The organism is Klebsiella sp. JN_Kp126 (assembly GCF_033843325.1).
Lineage (GTDB): Bacteria > Pseudomonadota > Gammaproteobacteria > Enterobacterales > Enterobacteriaceae > Klebsiella > Klebsiella michiganensis.
On the sequence record NZ_JAWXQV010000050.1, the window covers coordinates 155343 to 174297 of the forward strand.

Consider the following 18955-nt stretch of genomic DNA (forward strand, 5'->3'; position numbering starts at 1 on the left):
GATATAACATATAACCATGATAAATAGTATTGATATCAGGGAGCCCATCAAATGGTACAAGATCCGCAATCACTAGCCCCTTTCTTCAGGCAATTCGCTCTGGACAATAACAAAAAAAACGCCGAGTGGGGGCCTGGATATCGGGAACTTTTTGGTCGAGTTCAGCGTGAAAACCCAGATTTCACCGATCAAACTATCATGGATCTTTGGTATACACGCGACAACAGGGTTGCCAGTCTGCGACAAGGCGGGATGTCCCATGAAGAATTCCTTCAAACTAAAGATGATCTCCGTGCTCTCACCAGACTCATTGCCTCTGGTTGTACACTTGAGGTTTTTGAACTGGCGCATCAACGCTTACAGTCTCTTAAAGAGCAAGGAAAGCTGAAGAAGTTTTACCGAGCATTGTGCAGCCGTACCTTTGCAGCCTTCTATCCCTCGCAAATAACCAGCATTATCAATGAGGGGGCCTTCTTCCGTGTTTATAACTACTGCAACAACCGCTTCCAACTGAATTTGCCTAAAGATGGTGAATGGTCTCCATCAAAATGGTTCAAGCTTAATCTGGCCCTTAAAGAAACATTTCATCGTTACGTTAGTAACGAACCAGAAGATATTGAACTCAATATGTGCCTCTGGCATCTTTATGCATCTGAAATTGAAGAAGATAGTAATAGCTCAGAGAACATAGAATCTTCTATCTCAAGCGATGATGATCGCGGTGATGAACCGAACGACATCCTTCCTGCCAAAAACCTCATTCTCTACGGTCCACCGGGCACCGGAAAGACTTACAAAACCATCGAAATTGCCGTACGTGCTTGTGAGCCACAAGCCTATGCTCGCCTTGAAGGAAAAGAAAAAATCGAACGTCGTGCTGAGATTAAAAGCATGTATGACGCACTTATCGCCGAAAAACGTATACGCTTCATCACGTTCCATCAAAGTTTTGGCTACGAGGAGTTCATTGAGGGACTTAGAGCCGAAACCAGTGATGATGGCAATGTTCGCTATGATATAAAACCCGGTGTCTTTAAACAAATTTGCGAAGATGCTGCTTTCGGTAACGCGGGGGCGCAATTAGCGCTTGATGATGCTATAGAGAAGTTCAAAACGCAGTGTACGGAAAAAGACGTCATTGTTTTAAAGACGACCAACGGTAGTGATTTTAGAGTCACATACGCCAATAACAATACTTTTCGAGTATTTCCTTCGCAATCGAAAAATGAACAACTGGATAAAGGATATCCGGCATCGATTGAAAATATTCGTCGCCTTTATCAGGGGGAGAAAGAAAATATTTATAATATTTCCTATGTCCGCGGTATTCTTCAGTATTTGATCAAAGAATGGCATCTCCCAGAAACACCAGGAAAGCAACAGATAAAGAAAAAACAAAATTACGTCTTGATCATTGATGAAATTAATCGTGGCAATATTTCAAAAATATTTGGCGAGCTCATTACGTTGATTGAAACCTCAAAACGCGCAGGAGAAAGTGAAGCACTAAGCGTGAGCCTTCCTTACTCATCGCAGCCATTTTCAGTCCCTGGTAATCTTTACATCATAGGTACTATGAACACCGCGGATCGTTCGCTGACTGCCTTAGATACCGCCCTACGCCGCCGTTTCGAATTTCAACCTCTCATGCCTGACGTATCGCTTCTAAGCGATACATTCATCCATGGCGTTGATCTTAAAAAATTACTCACTACGCTGAATGCACGAATTCAGGCACTTTATGACAGCGAACACACTCTCGGACACGCTTTTTTTATGCCGGTTGTACAAGAGAAAGATAACCCAGCTGAAGCGCTTAAGAAATTAAAACGAGTGATGAAGAATAAAATACTCCCACTGCTGGAGGAGTATTTTTATAACGACTGGCAGAAAATTCGCCTGGTGCTTGGGGATAATCAAAAAAAAGAGGAATCGCTACATTTTGTTCGTTCAGTAGAAAATCAGAGCGATCTGGCAACGCTTTTCGGGCAAACCGCTCTTGATGATCTTCAGGAAGCCGGTATTAGCTATCAGTTATGCAAGGATGACGATCAGGTCTGGGATAATCCGTTGGCATATCAACAAATCTACGCTCCCAATACAACTACAACGGTACAAAGCTAATGGCTGGCAGTATCCACACCATTTTTGAGTATGGTTATCTTATCAGTGAAGAGGACCACGGAAAGTTGGCTGATGCTGAATCACTACCTGCAGCTTCGTTTCGCTGGTTAGAACAACGCTGCCTTAGAGATAAAGAAAGTGAGGAGGAACGTTTATTATCCCTACGTGCCATTGGCGGCGTCAAAGTGATACAGGTGAAAAATTATGTAGGTGTTATTGCCCTTCCTCAACAACGGCTTATCGAAATTTTGCCGAAAACTGGTAAGTTGCGAGATGACAAATCTCATGCCCGTCGGCGGTTGTTGATGATGCTTGAAACGCTTAATAGCTTTCGCCATATGGCAACTACAACAGCAAATATCATGACGTCAAGGATGACATTAATGGATATTTTCATCCAACAGTTTGTCACGAGCATGGAGACTATCGTTCGCAGGGGATTAAAATATGATTACTTGCGTCAACGGGACAACCTTCCATGGTTGAGAGGTAAACTGTTAACTAGCGAACAACTCAAAAAAAATAGCGTTCATCGCGATCGCTTCTATGTCGAATATGACGAGTATCGTATCGAGCGACCAGAAAACCGATTGTTAAAAACCGCCATTGATAAAGTTTACGGTTACACAACTAATCCATTGCTTCTGCAGGCTCTAAACCGCCTGCAGGAACTATTTGATACCATACCTAAAGTCGATAATGTTGATATCGCCTTCAGGCAGGTTCATCTGGATCGTCATATGCAGTATTACGAATCACCACTAAATTGGGCAAAGCTGATTCTGCAAGGCAACTCGCCGCATTGTATGCAAGGCCATGCAGAAGCCATATCTCTTTTGTTTCCAATGGAAGCGGTATTTGAAGCTTTTGTCACCGCCTGGCTACGCCAGTACTGTCATACTCACTGGCAGGTGAAGCCGCAATCAAAATCACATTATCTTGCTCAGTATGGCACCTCACCCATGTTTCAACTTCGACCAGATATCTGGCTTATCCCCCGCAACCGACCAGAGCAGTCATCCGTCATTTGCGACATGAAATGGAAGCTGATCGATACGAACAACAATAAGTTCAACCTTACACAGAGTGATTTGTATCAAATGCTGGCCTATGGTGTGAACCACATGCAGGGCTCAGGGGACATGCTTTTAATTTATCCACGCCATGAAGGATTCCTGGCCCCCCTCGAACACCCTTTTGAATTCAATCATTCAGGGGGAAAAACGCTACGCCTGTGGGTTGTGCCATTCGAAGCTGGAACCAGCCTGCAAACCTCAAGATTACTCATGCCAGCAAAGTTTAGCCTGACAGACTGCGGAACTTCACCGTTTTTACCGTTACAATAGCCAGCAAATTTTTCCAGAACGAGTTCATCATGGCCAAAGCACCAACCAAAAAAACCAAAGCAAAGAAAGGCTTTGAAGACACATTATGGGATACCGCGAACCAGCTTCGCGGCAGCGTAGAATCCTCCGAGTACAAGCACGTGGTGCTGAGCCTCGTGTTCCTCAAATTTATCAGCGATAAGTTTGAAGCCCGCCGTCAGAAAATGAAAGACGAAGGCCAGGGCGATTTCCTCGAAATGGAAGTCTTCTATCAGCAGGACAATATCTTCTATCTGCCGGAAGAGGCGCGCTGGTCGTTCATCAAGCAGCACGCCAAACAGGATGATATTGCCGTGCGCATTGATACCGCGCTCTCCACCATTGAGAAGCGCAACCCGACGCTGAAAGGCGCGCTGCCGGACAACTACTTCAGCCGTCAGAATCTGGAAACCAAGAAGCTGGCATCGCTTATCGATACCATCGATAACATCGAAACGCTGGCCCACGAAACCGACGTGGAAGCGCTGTCGAAAGAAGACCTGGTCGGTCGCGTGTATGAATACTTCCTCGGCAAGTTTGCCGCCACTGAGGGTAAAGGCGGCGGCGAGTTCTATACGCCAAAATGCGTGGTGACGCTGCTGACCGAAATGCTCGAACCGTTCGAGGGCAAAATCTATGACCCGTGCTGCGGCTCGGCAGGAATGTTTGTCCAGTCGGTGAAGTTTGTCGAAAGCCATCAGGGGAAAAGCCGTGATATCGCCCTGTACGGTCAGGAGCTGACGGCCACCACCTACAAGCTGGCGAAGATGAACCTTGCGATTCGTGGCCTTTCCGCTAACCTCGGCGAGCGCCCGGCGGATACCTTCTTCAGCGACCAACACCCGGACCTGAAAGCCGACTATATTCTGGCAAATCCGCCGTTTAACCTGAAAGACTGGCGCAACGATGCCGAGCTGACCAAAGACCCGCGCTTTGCCGGTTACCGCACGCCGCCGACCGGTAACGCCAACTACGGCTGGATTTTGCATATGCTTTCCAAGCTGTCGGCCAACGGTACCGCCGGTTTTGTGCTGGCGAACGGCTCGATGAGCTCCAACACCAGCGGCGAAGGTGAGATCCGCGCGCAGATGATCGAAAACGATCTGATCGACTGCATGATTGCCCTGCCCGGCCAGCTGTTCTTCACCACCCAGATCCCGGTGTGCCTGTGGTTTATGACCAAGTCGAAGGCCGCCGATCCGGCCAAGGGCTATCGCAACCGTCAGGGCGAAACGCTGTTTATCGATGCGCGTAACCTTGGCACCATGATCAACCGCACCATCAAAGAGCTGACGGCGGACGACATCGCCACCATCGCCGACACCTACCATGCCTGGCGCAGCACGCCAGAAGAGCTGGCCGAGCGCGTTAAGCGCGGCGACAGCAAGCTGGCGCAGTACGAAGACCAGGCCGGGTTCTGCAAGGTCGCGACTATTGCAGAGATGAAGGTGAACGACTATGTGCTGACGCCAGGCCGCTACGTCGGTGCCGCCGAGCAGGAAGACGACGGCGTAGCGTTTGAAACCAAAATGCGCGAGTTGTCGCAGACGTTGTTTGCGCAGATGAAGCAGGCGGAAGAACTGGATAACGCGGTTCGCCAGAACCTGGAGGCGCTGGGTTATGGGGAGTAAGTGGATAGAAGTATCGTTGGGAGAGATTTCTGAAAAAATCGGTGATGGAATTCACGGAACACCTGTTTATAACGATTCGGGTAACTACTATTTTATAAATGGAAGTAATTTATCTGATAACTCAATAAAAATAACCGACACAACTAAGCGAGTTGATCATGATGAATTTTTGAAACATCGTAAAGAATTAGGTGACAATACTGTCTTAGTCTCCATAAATGGAACCATCGGAAATACAGCGCTATATAATAATGAAAATATAATCTTAGGTAAAAGTGCTTGCTATATAAATCTAAAAGATAGCATTAGCAAATATTTTATACTCTATATACTTTCTGGTTACTTATTCCAAGAGTATATTCAAAGATGCTCAACCGGAAGTACAATCAAAAACGTATCGCTAAAAATGATGCGTGATTTCAGATTTCTAATGCCAGAATCGAAAGAGGATCAAGAGAAAGCTGTATATATAATACAAAAAGTTGATGAGCGAAAAAGATTAAGTAACGCTCAAAACCAAACCCTGGAACAAATGTCAAAAACCCTGTTCAAATCCTGGTTTGTGGATTTCGATCCGGTGATTGATAACGCGCTGGATACAGGAAACCCAATCCCGGAAGCGCTGCAATCTCGCGCCGAACTGCGTCAAAAAGCACGAAATAGCGCAGATTTCAAACCACTTCCGGCGGATCTTCGTGCATTGTTCCCGGCTGAATTTGAAGAAACGGAGATGGGTTGGGTACCAAAAGGTTGGTCCGTAACCGAGTTGGGGCAGCTTGTTACGGTTAAAAGAGGCGGTTCGCCAAGACCAATACATGATTTTTTACGAGCAGACGGTTTTCCTTGGGTAAAGATTAGCGATGCAACTGCTTCCAGCACAAGATTTTTAATGTCCACAAAAGAGTTCATTAAAAGTGAAGGTTTAAACAAAACTGTTTTTTTAAAGAAAGGAAGTCTAATCCTGTCTAATAGTGCTACCCCAGGGCTTCCCAAATTTCTTGATATAGAAGCATGCATACATGATGGTTGGTTATATTTCCCAGAGAAAGAAAAATTAACAGACGTATATTTGTACAATCTATTCCTAGAAATTAAAGAACAACTAATATCCCAAGGTAATGGTAGTGTCTTTACAAACCTTAAAACTGACATTTTAAAACAGTTTAAAATTACAGTTCCTGGAAAGGATATTATTTCGTACTTTGATAAACTAGGTACAGAGTTACATAAAAAAATATTAGATATAACGAAAAATACAGAGACTTTAACTGCCCTCCGCGACACCCTGCTCCCCAAACTTATCTCCGGCGAGCTGTCCCTGGAGGATCTCCCGGATTTAGTAACCCAAACCGAACCCGCTTAATGCATTTTGCCCCTGTTAAATCAGGGGCTTTCTGGTAAGGTTTTCTTTAGTTACAGGAACCCTTACCAGAAAACCAGCCAGGGCCGGAGCGAGATATGCCTCTCTCATTCAGTGAAGCGAAGTTAGAACAGGCGATAATTGAACTGCTACAGGATCAGGGCTACCAACATCTGATCGGCGATGATGTGCCGCGTTCAAGCCTCGATCAGGTGGTTATCGAAGACGATCTTCGTCACTACTTCGCCGCGCGCTACCAGGCCGACGGCATCACCGATGAAGAGATCCAGCGGCTGATTAAGCAGTTCACTACCCTGCCCGCCTCCGATCTTTACGAAAGCAATAAAACCTTCTGCGCCTGGCTGGCCAACGGTTTCCTGTTTAAACGCGACGATCGCCAGCAGAAAGATCTCTATATCGAACTGCTCGACACCCGGCATCTGCCCGCCGCACTACGTGAACTGTTCGATACCGAAGAGGTTCCGCTGCAACAGGCAGCAGAACCGTCGGCAAGCTATCTTATCCAGCCGCTGAACCGGGTGAAAATCGTCAATCAGCTGACCATCACCGGCAAAGAAAACCAGCCGCGTATCCCGGATGCCATTCTATATATCAACGGCCTGCCGCTGGTGGTCTTTGAGTTTAAAAGCGCGGTGCGCGAGCAGGAAGCCAATATTGGCGATGCGTATAAGCAGCTCTGCATCCGCTATCGCCGCGATATTCCGCAGCTGTTTGTCTATAACGCGCTGTGCATTATCAGCGACGGCGTCAATAACCGCATGGGCAACCTGTTTGCGCCGTACGAGTATTTCTACTCCTGGCGCAAAATCACCGGCAATGAAAACCGCGAGCAGGACGGCATCCCTTCCCTGCACTCGATGATTCAGGGGCTGTTTCATCCGGTCCGCCTGCTGGACGTGATCAAAAACTTTATCTGCTTCCCGGATAAAGCCAAACATGAAGTGAAAATTTGCTGCCGCTACCCGCAGTACTATGCGGCGCGCAAGCTGTACTACAGCATTGAACGGGCGCGTAAACCTTTCGGCGACGGCAAGGGCGGCACCTACTTTGGCGCGACCGGCTGCGGCAAGAGCTACACCATGCAGTTCTTAACCCGCCTGCTGATGAAAAGCGTCGAGTTCGCCAGCCCGACTATCGTGCTGATCACCGACCGCACCGACCTGGACGATCAGCTCTCGGCACAGATGTGCAATGCCAAAAACTATCTTGGCGACGACACCGTAGTGCCCGTCACCAGCCGCGACGATCTGCGGGAAAAACTGGCCGGTCGCAACAGCGGCGGCGTCTTCCTGACCACCATCCACAAATTTACCGAAGATACCGAACTGCTCTCCGGGCGCAGCAATATCATCTGTATTTCCGACGAAGCGCACCGCAGCCAGGTCAACCTCGATCAGAAAGTAATCGTCGATAAAGAGAGCGGCAGAGTGCGCAAAACTTACGGTTTCGCCAAATATTTGCACGACTCCCTGCCGCAGGCCACCTACGTTGGTTTTACCGGCACCCCTATCGACGCCACGATGGAAGTCTTTGGCAACATCGTCGACAGCTACACCATGACCGAATCCGTTCAGGATGAGATCACCGTGCGCATCGTATATGAAGGCCGCGCGGCGAAGGTCATCCTCGATGCTGGTAAGCTGGAAGAGGTGGAAAAGTACTACGATGAGTGCGCTAACGCCGGTACCAATGAATGGCAAATCGACGAAAGTAAAAAAGCCAGCGCCACCATGAACGCCATTCTCGGCGACGATGATCGCCTTGAAGCACTGGCGGAAGACTTTGCTAAACATTATGAAAAACGTGTCAACGAAGGCTCCACGGTGAAAGGCAAGGCGATGTTTGTCTGCGCCAGCCGCGAGATTGCCTGGGATTTCTATCGTCAGTTGAAAGACTTTCGTCCGGCATGGTTTGAGGTTAAGCAGGCCCCGGATGGGATTGAACTGACCGAGCAAGAGGCAAAAGAGCTGCCGCCGTCCGAAATGGTCAAGATGGTGATGACGCGCGGCAAAGATGATGACGCGAAACTGTACGACCTGCTGGGCAGTAAAGAGTATCGCAAAGAGCTGGATAAACAATTCAAAAACGCGAAGTCGAATTTCAAAATCGCCATCGTGGTGGACATGTGGTTGACCGGTTTTGATGTGCCGGAGCTGGACACCATTTATATCGATAAGCCGCTGCAAAAGCACAACCTGATCCAGACCATCTCCCGCGTTAACCGCAAGCTGGAAGGCAAAAGCAAAGGGCTGGTCGTCGACTATATCGGTATTAAGCGCCAGATGAACCAGGCGCTGGCGATGTATTCTCGTATCGATGCCGCTAACTTTGAAGATATTCAGCAATCGGTAATTGAGGTGAAAAATCATCTCGATCTGCTGGCGCAGGTTTTACACGATTTCGATAGCCGACCTTACTTCAGCGGAGAACTGCAGGCGCAGCTGGCGTGCCTGAATCAGGCGGCAGAGTTTGTTATGCGTACTCAGAAGACAGAGCGCCGCTTTATGGGGCTGGTGAAGCGCCTGAAAGCGGCCTATGACGTCTGCTGCGGCAGCGAAGCGCTTTCGCAGGCGGAGCGCGATCGTATCCATTTTTACCTCGCGGTACGTTCGATCGTCTTCAAGCTCACTAAAGGTGACGCGCCTGATGTGACGCAGATGAACGCCCGGGTGCGAGAGATGATTGCCGATGCGTTAAAGGCCGACGGCGTGGAAGAGCTGTTTTTCCTTGGCGACAAGAAAGCGGAGTCGATCGATATCTTTGATGAAGATTACCTGGCGCGCATTAATAAGATCAAACTCCCGGCAACCAAAATTCAGCTATTGCAAAAACTGCTGGAAAAAGCCATCAGCGACTTTAAAAAGATCAACCAGCTGCAGGGGATCAACTTCACCCGCCGTTTCCAGTCGATTATGGATAAATATAACGAACGCCGGGAAGATGATGTGCTCAATGGTGAGGAATTCGATTCCTTCAGTCAGGAGATGACCGATATTATCTACGATATTAAAACCGAAATGGGTACCTATGCCGAAATGGGGATTGATATCGAAGAGAAAGCTTTCTACGACATTCTGGCGCATATGCGCGATAAGTATCAGTTCACCTATGAAGACGACAAGATGCTGGCGCTGGCGAAAGAGATGAAGGCGGTGGTCGATAACACATCAAAGTACCCGGACTGGAGCAAACGTGATGATATTAAAGCCAAGCTGAAGGTGGAACTGATTCTGCTGCTGCACAAACATAAATTCCCACCGGTGGCGAATGATGATGTGTATATGGGCGTGCTGGCGCAAGCGGAGAATTTTAAACAGCATCATATTAACACGCTGTATTAATGTTATTGCCGGATGGCGCTTTGCTTATCCGGCCTATTTTATATTTCCTGGCAATTTAATTCCCTCGTTTATATTTCCAGTTCCGTCTTTATTATTGTCTATTTTTAGCTGGCTTTATTTTTATTTACTGGGTAGATTTACAGGTGTTATTTAACGCGAGCTGGTCGTGCGGCAACACGGCCAGCCCGCTAATCACAATCCCTATTAACAAGGAATAGAGACCATGACTACCCCGCATTCTATTGCAGAATTCACCGATCCAGAAGTCTCCCCGGAAAATAACCGTAAAGGCACCGTCAGTTACGCGAGCCGCTTTGAAGATCGCCAGCGTATCCCGGCGATTATCATGAAAGGCCAGTGGTTGGAAGCTGCCGGTTTTGCCACCGGTACTAAAATTGATATCAAAGTAATGGAAGGTTGCATCGTGATTACCGCGAAGCAGCCGGAGCCGGAACTGGTGGAGTCTCTGCGCCAGCTGCATAAGCTGTCGGCGCGTAAGCAGAAGCAGGTGCAGGCGTTAATCGGCGCGATCGCCGGGCAGAAACGTAAGCTGGCCTAAGCTAAATTCCCCGGCGGCGCTGCGCTGACCGGGGCTACGGGATTCCGGCCGTCTGCGGGCCGGTAGCCCGGACAGGCGCGGTCAAGCGCCGCCCCCGGGATTTCTCTTCTCACGGCACCTAAAACCACATAATGCGCTCATATCACCGCATATTTTAAATCATACTGCCGCACGCAGCAGCGTAATATGCTGGATAATAACCCCATAGCAGTAAACAATTAGAAAATAACCACTAAAGCCAAAATAACAAAAAGTTTTTTGCTAAATAACCAGCATATAAGAAAACCCCACCAATATATCTAACCGCCTGATTCACCAGCAAATATATACCATTTATTTTTGAAAAAACTGACCTGATTGCCTTCCTGTAATAATCCCGATAAATTCACTCACTCCCCCTGCGGGAAACTCTAAATATAAAAAACACAACAATATAACCGGGATGAATGTCATGAAAATAACCAAAGATCGGGTGGTCTACGCCATGTCGCGGGATAACGCTCCTGTCGCTACCGTCAGCAGCGGCAGTGAAGTGCTGTTCGAAACCTGCGACTGCTTCTCCGACCAAATCACCTCCGCCGATGCCGTGTTCAACGAGCTGGACTGGCAGCGCATCAACCCGGCGACCGGGCCGGTCTACGTCGAGGGTGCCGAGCCGGGCGATGCGCTCAAGATCACCATCAAGCGCATTACCCTGACGAGCAATCAGGCGGTGATGGTCACCGCGCCGCAGCTCGGAGTGATTGGCGACGAGCTTGATGCCCCGAAGGTCACTATCGTGCCCATTGAAAACGACCATGCCATACTGCCCGGCAACGTGCGCGTCCCGCTTAACCCGATGGTCGGCGTGATCGGCGTCGCGCCTGCCGGGGAAGCCATCTCCTGCGGCACGCCGGATAGCCACGGCGGCAATATGGACTGCAAAATGATTACCGCCGGCAGCACCCTGTGGCTGCCGGTCAACGTTCCCGGGGCGCTGTTCGGGCTGGGCGATTTACACGCCGCGATGGGCGATGGTGAAGTCTCGGTCTGCGGTCTGGAAATCCCTGGCGAAGTGCTGGTCGAACTGACTGTGGTTAAAAACCGCCGCCTGCCGCTGCCGATGCTCGAAAACAGCGAGACCCTGTTTACCCTCGCCTCGGCGCTGACCCTCGATGATGCCGCCGCCCTGGCCACCCGCAATATGGCGCATTTTATCGCCGACAATACCTCCCTGGCGCTGGCTGAAGCGATCAGTATTCTGAGCATCGCCGGCGACCTGCAAATTTGTCAGGTGGTCGATCCGCTGAAAACCTGCCGCTACGCGTTACCCAAATCGGTGGCGAAGCAGCTCTCCCTGAGCATCGAAGGGGAGCAGGCATGAGCGTTGAACAATTTGGCTATAAGCAGGAGCTGCATCGGGCGCTGACGTTCCGCGATCTGCTGGTCTACGGGATGATATTTATGGTGCCCATCGCGCCGTTTGGCGTCTTTGGCTACGTCTGGGACGGCGCGCAGGGCATGGTGGCGCTGGCCTATCTCATCGGCATGGTGGCGATGTTCTTTACCGCCATGAGCTACTGGTCGATGTCGCGCGCGTTCCCGGTCTCCGGTTCGGTATACGCCTATGCCCAACGAGGGATTCATCCCATTGTCGGCTTTTTTGCCGGCTGGCTGATCCTGCTGGACTATATTCTGGTGCCGTCGCTGCTCTATATCGTCAGCGCGGCGGCGCTGGCGCCCATGCTGCCGGGCGTGCCGGGCTGGCTGTGGATTGTCGGCTTTATCGCGATTAACAGCCTGATTAATCTGCGCGGCATTACCTTTACCGCACGCGCCAATAACACGATTCTGATCGCGGAGATCGTGGTGCTGTCGGTGTTCGTCGTCCTCGGGCTGATTGCGCTCTACTCCGGCGCCGGGGCGGGCCATCTGACCCTCGACCCGCTCTACAACGCCGATAAGTTCAGCCTGCCGCTGGTGATGGGCGCGGTCTCCATCGCCGTGCTCTCGTTCCTCGGCTTCGACGGGATCTCCACGCTGTCGGAGGAAACGAAAGGCGGCGTGGATACCGTGGGTAAGGCATCGCTGGGCGCGCTGATGCTGGTCGGTTCGCTGTTTATCCTGCAAACGTGGATTGCCGCCGATCTGGCGCAGGGGATGACGTTCAGCAGCCTCGATACCGCCTTCTACGATACCGCGAATCTGGCAGGCGGCGGCTGGCTGAAGTATGTCACCATGTGGTCGACGGTGATCTCCTGGGGGATTGCTAACGCCCTGGTGGCGCAGGCCGCCGTGTCGCGTATTCTGTTTGCGATGGCGCGCGACAAGCAGCTGCCGCAGCTGCTGGCGAAAGTGCACCCGCGGCTGAAAACGCCTTACGTCAGCACCCTGTTTGTGGCGCTGATTTCGCTGGCTTCCGGCCTCTGGTTCTACGGCGATATCGATAACCTCAGCCGGCTGGTGAACTTCGGCGCGCTGATGGGCTTCCTGGTGCTGCACATTGCCGTGATAAACCATTACATCATTCGTCAGAAATCGCGCAATCTGGTGGTACACCTGCTGTTCCCGGTGGTGGGCCTGTGCATTATCGGCTTTGTTATTTATGAAATGGACGCGCAGGCCAAGGTGCTGGGGCTGAGCTGGATGGCGGTTGGCGTGGTCTATTACCTGCTGATGCGCCTGGTGCTCAAGCGCAATGTGGAACTGAAGCTGGAAGGCTAACGCGATTTATCTCCCCGGCTTGCGCTACGCTTAGCCGGGCTACGGGTTCCCCATCGTCTGCGAGCCCGTAGCCCGGACAAGGCGCGTCAAGCGCCGCCTCCGGGGTAATCATGAGGCAGGCTATTTCTTGTTAAGATCGCGAATCATCGCTTCTCTTAAGATCGCATTCAGTCGCGTTTGATAACCTTTCCCGGGACGTTTAAGCCACTCCATAATATCGGCATCAATACGGACAGAAGCCTGAGTTTTTAGCGGTCGGTAAAATTTACCGCGTACGGCATCTGACCATTGTGCGTCGTCTGTGGCGGGAATATCGCTATAATCGATTTCATCATCCGTTTTGTTGGCCAGCGCTTTAAGCTCATCGTCTCGCTTAGCCGTAAGCGTATCCGGATTGTCACGTTTATGTTTAACCATGTTCATAACGATTTCTCTCTTTGCTGTCCGCCTTCCGGGCGCTGATAATACGAATGACCTCTGTTCCACTTTCAAAACGGACCGAATGCGCAACCATGATAACAATGACCCCATGAACGAGACCGATAGTTTGCCAGCGATATTCACCATTCTCATAACGATCCTGTCGGGAAAGATGCCGGGGATCGTCAAAGACGAGCACCGCTTCTTCAAACCGGATTCCATGTTTTCTTAGATTACTTCTTGCCTTGTTTGCATCCCATTCAAACTCCATTGGCATCATATTCATCCTGATTGTATATACAAAAAAGTATAGACAATTATCCAGGGATAATACTCTCAACGTTGGAAAAAACTTCACATTTTTAAAGCAGGAATTGTAAAAGATGTTCCCGGCTCGCGCTGCGCTTAGCCGGGCTACAGGTTCCCAGCCGTCTGCGGGCCGGTAGCCCGGACAAGGCGCGTCAAGCGCCGCCTCCGGGGAAACAACGCGCAATGCAGCCTCAGCTTTTCCCCGGCTCGCGCTGCGCTTAGCCGGGCTACGGGTTCCCGGCCGCCTGTTCGTCCTCGCCAAAAAACACCATACCTTTATAGGGCTTCGCCCGGCACGCCGCCAGGCGCTGGGCGAGATTGCCAACGTGCAGCTCCAGCTTGTGGCCGTCCGGGTCGAGGAAATAGTGCGACGCGCCTTCGCTTTTATTGGTTTTCCATACCGGGACGCCAGCCGCATTCAGCCGTCCGGCAAAAAGCGCGAAATCCGCCTCCGCAATGCTGAACGCGTAGTGGGTGTAGTCGCTCTCCTCCGGCGAAATAACGCGCCGCTGCGGGTCCAGCGACAGGCACAGCCAGAGGTCGCCGCAGGAGAAATACGCGCCGTTATCCCAGCGGGCGCGCAGCGTCATCCCCGGAAGCTGCTGATAAAACGCCACGCTCGGCGCCAGCTGGCTGACCGCCAGGGTCAGATGGTTTAATCCGCTTAACATGGCTTTTCCTCTAATGACGTTACGATTTGCTGGCGCAGCCACCGATGCGCCGGATCGCGGTGCCAGCGCTCGTGCCACAGCATCAGCATCTCAAACCCGGCGACCGCCAGCGGCGGTTCAACCACCGTCAGCCCCTCAGCTCCGCGCACCAGCCGCTCCGGCAGCACCGCCACCAGCTCGCTATTACGCAGCGTCTCCAGCATAAACAGGAAATGTGGCACGGAAAGGACAACCCGCCGCGCCAGCCCGAGATTCGTCAGCGCGCTATCGGTCGCGGCGCTGAATCCTCCGCCGTCCGGCGAGACAATCACCTGCTCCAGCTGGCAGAACTGCGCCAGGCTTAATGGCGACCGCAGCGCCGGATGCCCGGCCCTGCCCGCCAGCACGTAGCGTTCGCGGAACAACAAACGCTGATGCAGCCCGGGCGGCGCGCCGTCTCGCGTGTGAAAAAACAGATCCACTTCATCGCGATCCGCCTGCTGTACCAGCCGCGCGGGCTGTAGCTCAAACAGCGCCAGGCGGCTGGCCGGAGAGGCGATGCGCAGGGTACTGAGCACCGGCAGCAAAATCGCCGACGCCATATAGTCGGTCGCCGCCACCCGCCAGGTCTGCGCCGCCGTGGCCGGGTCGAAGGGCTGAACCGGCGCTACCGCCAGCTCCAGCGCCAGCAGCGCATCGCGCAGCGGCCCGCGCAGTTCATCGGCGCGGGCGGTGGACTGCATACCGCGCGGCCCCGGCAGCAGCAGCGGGTCAGCGAAAATCTCCCGCAGTCGCGCCAGCTGCACGCTGACCGACGGCTGCGACAGGTTGAGGCGCTGCGCCGCGCGGGTGACGTTATTTTCGCTGAGCAGAACGTTCAGCGTGCGCAGCAAATTGAGATCCAGCCCCTGGAGATTAATCATCGCTATACCTGTTATTGAAGCAATTCATTTCTACTATAGCGTCGCTGACTCTACTCTGCAGCTCTCCATTGCTCAGAGGTGATTTCAATGAAAATACTACTGGTTTACGCCCATCCTGAACCGCATTCGCTTAACGGCGCGCTGAAAGATTTTACCGTGCAGCATCTGCAAAACGCCGGTCATGACGTGCAGGTGTCCGATCTCTACGCCATGCGCTGGAAGGCGGGATTTGATGCCGATGACAGCAGCGCCCCGCCCGTCGGTGAAAGCTGGCGGGCAACGCGGGATTCGCAGTACGCCTTCGCTAACGGCACGCAAAGCGCGGATATCGTGGGCGAACAGGAGAAGCTGCTGTGGGCCGATACGGTGATTTTTCAGTTCCCGCTGTGGTGGTTTTCGCTGCCCGCCATCATGAAGGGCTGGATTGATCGGGTCTACGCTTACGGCTTTGCCTACGGCGTCGGCGAGCACAGCGAAACCCACTGGGGAGATCGCTACGGCGAAGGCACGTTCGCGGGGAAACGGGCGATGCTGGTCGTTACCGCCGGCGGATGGGCGGAGCACTACGCGCCGCGCGGAATTAACGGGTCTATCGACGACATCCTGTTCCCCATTCAGCACGGGATGCTGTTCTATCCCGGCTTTGAGGTGCTGCCGCCGGTGGTGTTCTACCGCACCGACAAACTCGATGAGCAGCGCGTCGCCGCGCTGCGCGAGGCGCTGGCCCGGCGGCTGGATACCCTCTCCGAAACGCCGCCCATTCCCTTCCGTCGGCAGAATCACGGCGACTATCTGATCCCCTCTCTGAACCTGCGTCCGGAGCTGGCGCCGGGAGAAAACGGCCTCGCTATCCACGTGAAGCCTGTGTGAATCTCGGTGGGTGATATTCGCGGCGCGGCGAATATCACCACAATTCATAAGGTGAACTGTGAGCCTCCACGCAATAACGTCATCCCGTCCCGCTGCGCCCCTTCGCATATTGATAGCGATCAAGAATAATCATACCGTCTGGTCGGTATGATTCGGGCCATGAATATGGAAGCCCAACATCGTAAAAAAGATCCCGTCCGCCTGCATAAGCAACTGCTGGAATCCGCCGCCACCATCGCCGGCCGGGACGGTATCGCCTCGCTGTCGCTGAACGCCGTCGCGCGCGAAGCGGGCGTCAGCAAAGGCGGTTTACTGCACCATTTCCCCAACAAGCAGGCGCTGATTTTCGCCCTCTTTGCCCGCCTGCTGGCGATTATGGAAGAGGCGATTGCAGAGCTTATGGCCGCGGATAACGTCTCTTATGGCCGCTTTACCCGCGCCTATCTGCGCTATCTGTCGGCGCCGGAACTCACGGATACCCAGGAGAGCCGCCAGCTGATGGTGCTGTCGCTGGCTATGCCGGATGAACCGGTGCTGCGAAAATGCTGGCGCGACTGGATGCTGGACCATCTGGCGAAGGGCGATGAACTGGACAATAGCCATACCGGTACGCTGGTGCGCTATGCGGCGGACGGCATCTGGCTATCGGAATTAACCGAGGGGCGCACCATGAGCCCCGGGCACCGGCAGTCGCTGGTCAGCGATCTGACGAAGATGACGCTTCCTGCGTGAAGCATGTTGAGGCCGCGATGCGCTATAACATCCATGGCCGTCTTATTTATGATGCAATGGACGGCACGCTAACGTTACCGGGAAGCGATGAGGCGGACAGCCAGCTGTCCATCACCGCCAACGCGCTGCTGTGGTTCTTCCTGCGCCACACCGAGGTGGTCAGCCGCGATGAGGTGCTTAAAAAAGTCTGGGATGACAACGGGTTAACCTCATCCAACAGCAATCTCAATCAGTACCTGAGCATGCTGCGCAAAACCTTCCGCCACTACGATATCGACAACATTATCGTCACCGTGTCGCGCGGACTGCTGCAGCTCAATCCGGATCTCACCATCGAGAGGCTCGACGCCAGCCCGGAGCCGGAGCCGCCGCCCGCGCCAGAAGCCGAGCCAGACCCTGCCGCGGTCCCGGAAGAACAAAAGACCGTTTCCAGCCGCCACGCGCGCGGTACCTGCTGGTATCTCGCCGGCGGCTGCCTGCTCACTATCGCCCTGCTGCTGGTGGTCTGCAGTTTTCTCGGCGGCAGCACATCGCACCCCATCACCCTGACGCAAATGCGCCACAGCCAGTGCGAGCTGCTGGCCAGCGATGAGATGCTGCGCTCCGTTGCCGGAACCGCCTACGGCAAGAATTTTGATGCCGTGCGCCAGCGCCTGAAGCTGGAATGCAAGCCCGGCGAACGCTTCGTCTTCTTCTATGGCGACCGGCTGGAAACCAACGGCCTGGGCCGGGTATTCCTCGCCCACTGCGCAATGCATGAAGATAACCCGTTCAGCTACTGCGATAACTATTTTTACTATTCATGGAAACCGCAATGAGACTCGCCCCGCGCCCCTTTTTCGCCCTCTCCAGCCTGGTATTTATTGCCGCCGCCGGGTTCTGCGCCTGGAAGCTGCTGCCGGTCGAAAACGGCGGGGTGATGAGCTGCTCGACCAAAGCGATTATGCGCTTTGAGAACATGGAGAAAGAGAACGTCAACGGCAATATCCATTTCAACTTTGCCGCCAACGGCAAAGGGTCGATGGTCGTCGAGGGCTACACCGATTCCGCCGCCGGCTGGCTTTATCTCCAGCGCTACGTCAAATTTAGCTACACCAGCAAACGCATCTCCACCACCGAGCGCCACTATCGCATCAGCAAGTGGGAATCCAGCGCCTCGTCCATCGATGAGTCGCCTGACGTGATCTTCGACTATTTTATGCGTGAAATGTCCGACAGCCACGATGGCCTGTTTCTCAACGCGCAGAAGCTCAATGAGAAAGCTATTCTTCTCAGTTCTATCAACTCCCCGCTCTACGTCTGCACGCTGAAGTCCGGCAGCAAGCTTGACTAAGCTCACACCCGCTTTTCCTTCCTCGCTTTCCCGTTAGTAAAACCGCACGTTTTGCATTTAGCCTGCCGAAGAAAACGCGATCCTCTCCACACTTCATATATCGTCAAATTACCCCCGATCTGCAATAAATTAGCAACTTATTAACATCAATCCGCCTCCGGCTAAATGGTGAAAAAAGCGCCACAATCGTCACTCAATCCGCCCCGCCATCGCAGCACAAATGCATAAATCAGCGCCTTAATTAACCTAAATCACAGAGCAAAAGACTAAAAATACCACGCTAGCAGATTTAAATTTCACTTCACTCGCCATTCCCTATAGTGAATCCCGAACGCCGCATCCGCGTCCTGACGCCGTTACGCGGTCGGTTTTCCGAATCACAAAACTGTTCTGGAGGAGAAACCATGGGTGATGCATTAGGGCTTATCGAAACCAAAGGTCTGGTGGCCTGCATTGAAGCCGCGGATGCGATGTGTAAAGCCGCCAACGTCGAGCTGATTAGCTATGAAAACATCGGCTCGGGGCTGGTGACCGTGATGGTGAAGGGCGACGTCGGCGCAGTGAAAGCGGCGGTGGATTCCGGCGTCGAATCCGCGCAGCGCATCGGTGAAGTGG

17 protein-coding genes are annotated in these 18955 nt (G+C 52.5%); 13 read left to right on the plus strand and 4 right to left on the minus strand.

What is annotated here, in order from left to right; genetic code table 11:
- The first annotated feature begins 51 nt into the window (after positions 1-51).
- The 8 genes from SIK97_RS09690 (at position 52) to SIK97_RS09725 (ending at position 13103) form a co-directional block, all read left to right on the plus strand.
- Positions 52-2124: an McrB family protein gene (locus SIK97_RS09690; RefSeq protein ID WP_057173844.1), complete on the plus strand. Its 2073-nt coding sequence runs from the start codon at positions 52-54 to the stop codon at positions 2122-2124.
- A complete protein-coding gene (locus SIK97_RS09695) occupies positions 2124-3470 on the plus strand; it encodes an McrC family protein (protein ID WP_057173843.1) in 1347 nt (448 codons plus the stop codon). Before SIK97_RS09690 ends, SIK97_RS09695 begins: the two co-directional genes overlap by 1 nt.
- 29 nt (positions 3471-3499) lie before the next feature.
- Positions 3500-5119: a type I restriction-modification system subunit M gene (locus tag SIK97_RS09700; protein WP_057173842.1), complete on the plus strand. Its 1620-nt coding sequence runs from the start codon at positions 3500-3502 to the stop codon at positions 5117-5119.
- Positions 5109-6482 (plus strand): restriction endonuclease subunit S, encoded by a 1374-nt coding sequence (locus tag SIK97_RS09705; protein WP_220995189.1) that lies wholly within the window; start codon positions 5109-5111, stop codon positions 6480-6482. Before SIK97_RS09700 ends, SIK97_RS09705 begins: the two co-directional genes overlap by 11 nt.
- Before the next feature lie 95 nt (positions 6483-6577).
- Positions 6578-9841, plus strand: coding sequence for a type I restriction endonuclease subunit R (locus tag SIK97_RS09710; RefSeq protein ID WP_057173032.1), 3264 nt, complete (start codon positions 6578-6580; stop codon positions 9839-9841).
- Positions 9842-10064: 223 nt separating this feature from the next.
- Positions 10065-10400 carry an endoribonuclease SymE gene (symE, locus tag SIK97_RS09715; RefSeq protein ID WP_047724615.1) on the plus strand — a complete coding sequence of 112 codons (336 nt, stop codon included), beginning with the start codon at positions 10065-10067 and terminating at the stop codon, positions 10398-10400.
- 451 nt (positions 10401-10851) lie between these two features.
- Complete coding sequence (locus tag SIK97_RS09720; protein WP_057173033.1) at positions 10852-11763, plus strand: acetamidase/formamidase family protein; 912 nt, start codon at positions 10852-10854, stop codon at positions 11761-11763.
- On the plus strand, positions 11760-13103 hold the full coding sequence (locus SIK97_RS09725) for an APC family permease (RefSeq protein ID WP_057173034.1): 1344 nt from the start codon (positions 11760-11762) through the stop codon (positions 13101-13103). The genes SIK97_RS09720 and SIK97_RS09725 overlap by 4 nt, the downstream gene beginning before the upstream one ends.
- A gap of 120 nt (positions 13104-13223) precedes the next feature.
- Here the strand turns inward: SIK97_RS09725 and SIK97_RS09730 are convergent, their stop codons facing one another.
- The 4 genes from SIK97_RS09730 to SIK97_RS09745 form a co-directional block, all read right to left on the minus strand.
- On the minus strand, positions 13224-13526 hold the full coding sequence (locus tag SIK97_RS09730) for a BrnA antitoxin family protein (protein ID WP_014227757.1): 303 nt from the start codon (positions 13524-13526) through the stop codon (positions 13224-13226).
- Complete coding sequence (locus tag SIK97_RS09735) at positions 13513-13800, minus strand: BrnT family toxin (RefSeq protein WP_042933975.1); 288 nt, start codon at positions 13798-13800, stop codon at positions 13513-13515. The genes SIK97_RS09730 and SIK97_RS09735 overlap by 14 nt, the downstream gene beginning before the upstream one ends.
- A gap of 259 nt (positions 13801-14059) precedes the next feature.
- Positions 14060-14503, minus strand: coding sequence for a FosA family fosfomycin resistance glutathione transferase (locus SIK97_RS09740; protein WP_014227755.1), 444 nt, complete (start codon positions 14501-14503; stop codon positions 14060-14062).
- Positions 14497-15405 (minus strand): LysR family transcriptional regulator, encoded by a 909-nt coding sequence (locus tag SIK97_RS09745; RefSeq protein ID WP_057173035.1) that lies wholly within the window; start codon positions 15403-15405, stop codon positions 14497-14499. The genes SIK97_RS09740 and SIK97_RS09745 overlap by 7 nt, the downstream gene beginning before the upstream one ends.
- Before the next feature lie 87 nt (positions 15406-15492).
- On the opposite strand from SIK97_RS09745, the gene SIK97_RS09750 reads away from it, so the two are divergent.
- The 5 genes from SIK97_RS09750 to SIK97_RS09770 all read left to right on the plus strand — a co-directional run.
- Positions 15493-16275 carry an NAD(P)H-dependent oxidoreductase gene (locus SIK97_RS09750; protein ID WP_057173036.1) on the plus strand — a complete coding sequence of 261 codons (783 nt, stop codon included), beginning with the start codon at positions 15493-15495 and terminating at the stop codon, positions 16273-16275.
- A 147-nt stretch (positions 16276-16422) separates the two neighbouring features.
- Positions 16423-17007 (plus strand): TetR/AcrR family transcriptional regulator, encoded by a 585-nt coding sequence (locus SIK97_RS09755; protein ID WP_004098242.1) that lies wholly within the window; start codon positions 16423-16425, stop codon positions 17005-17007.
- Between the two features lie 17 nt (positions 17008-17024).
- Positions 17025-17825 (plus strand): winged helix-turn-helix domain-containing protein, encoded by an 801-nt coding sequence (locus tag SIK97_RS09760; protein WP_014837308.1) that lies wholly within the window; start codon positions 17025-17027, stop codon positions 17823-17825.
- A complete protein-coding gene (locus tag SIK97_RS09765; RefSeq protein WP_004098240.1) occupies positions 17822-18340 on the plus strand; it encodes a FidL-like protein in 519 nt (172 codons plus the stop codon). The genes SIK97_RS09760 and SIK97_RS09765 overlap by 4 nt, the downstream gene beginning before the upstream one ends.
- A gap of 404 nt (positions 18341-18744) precedes the next feature.
- The coding region (locus SIK97_RS09770) for a BMC domain-containing protein (protein WP_319610931.1) at positions 18745-18955 on the plus strand (211 nt) is incomplete at its 3' end.

Bases quoted from the DNA above. Each gene is read 5' to 3' on its own strand.
- SIK97_RS09695 (WP_057173843.1), top strand. From the start codon at position 2,124: ATGGCTGGCAGTATCCACACCATTTTTGAGTATGGTTATCTTATCAGT.
- SIK97_RS09750 (WP_057173036.1), top strand. From the start codon at position 15,493: ATGAAAATACTACTGGTTTACGCCCATCCTGAACCGCATTCGCTTAAC.
- SIK97_RS09700 (WP_057173842.1), top strand. From the start codon at position 3,500: ATGGCCAAAGCACCAACCAAAAAAACCAAAGCAAAGAAAGGCTTTGAA.
- SIK97_RS09740 (WP_014227755.1), bottom strand. From the start codon at position 14,503: ATGTTAAGCGGATTAAACCATCTGACCCTGGCGGTCAGCCAGCTGGCG.
- SIK97_RS09705 (WP_220995189.1), top strand. From the start codon at position 5,109: ATGGGGAGTAAGTGGATAGAAGTATCGTTGGGAGAGATTTCTGAAAAA.
- SIK97_RS09730 (WP_014227757.1), bottom strand. From the start codon at position 13,526: ATGAACATGGTTAAACATAAACGTGACAATCCGGATACGCTTACGGCT.
- SIK97_RS09765 (WP_004098240.1), top strand. From the start codon at position 17,822: ATGAGACTCGCCCCGCGCCCCTTTTTCGCCCTCTCCAGCCTGGTATTT.
- SIK97_RS09725 (WP_057173034.1), top strand. From the start codon at position 11,760: ATGAGCGTTGAACAATTTGGCTATAAGCAGGAGCTGCATCGGGCGCTG.
- SIK97_RS09760 (WP_014837308.1), top strand. From the start codon at position 17,025: ATGCGCTATAACATCCATGGCCGTCTTATTTATGATGCAATGGACGGC.
- symE (WP_047724615.1), top strand. From the start codon at position 10,065: ATGACTACCCCGCATTCTATTGCAGAATTCACCGATCCAGAAGTCTCC.
- SIK97_RS09720 (WP_057173033.1), top strand. From the start codon at position 10,852: ATGAAAATAACCAAAGATCGGGTGGTCTACGCCATGTCGCGGGATAAC.
- SIK97_RS09690 (WP_057173844.1), top strand. From the start codon at position 52: ATGGTACAAGATCCGCAATCACTAGCCCCTTTCTTCAGGCAATTCGCT.
- SIK97_RS09710 (WP_057173032.1), top strand. From the start codon at position 6,578: ATGCCTCTCTCATTCAGTGAAGCGAAGTTAGAACAGGCGATAATTGAA.
- SIK97_RS09745 (WP_057173035.1), bottom strand. From the start codon at position 15,405: ATGATTAATCTCCAGGGGCTGGATCTCAATTTGCTGCGCACGCTGAAC.
- SIK97_RS09755 (WP_004098242.1), top strand. From the start codon at position 16,423: ATGATTCGGGCCATGAATATGGAAGCCCAACATCGTAAAAAAGATCCC.
- SIK97_RS09735 (WP_042933975.1), bottom strand. From the start codon at position 13,800: ATGCCAATGGAGTTTGAATGGGATGCAAACAAGGCAAGAAGTAATCTA.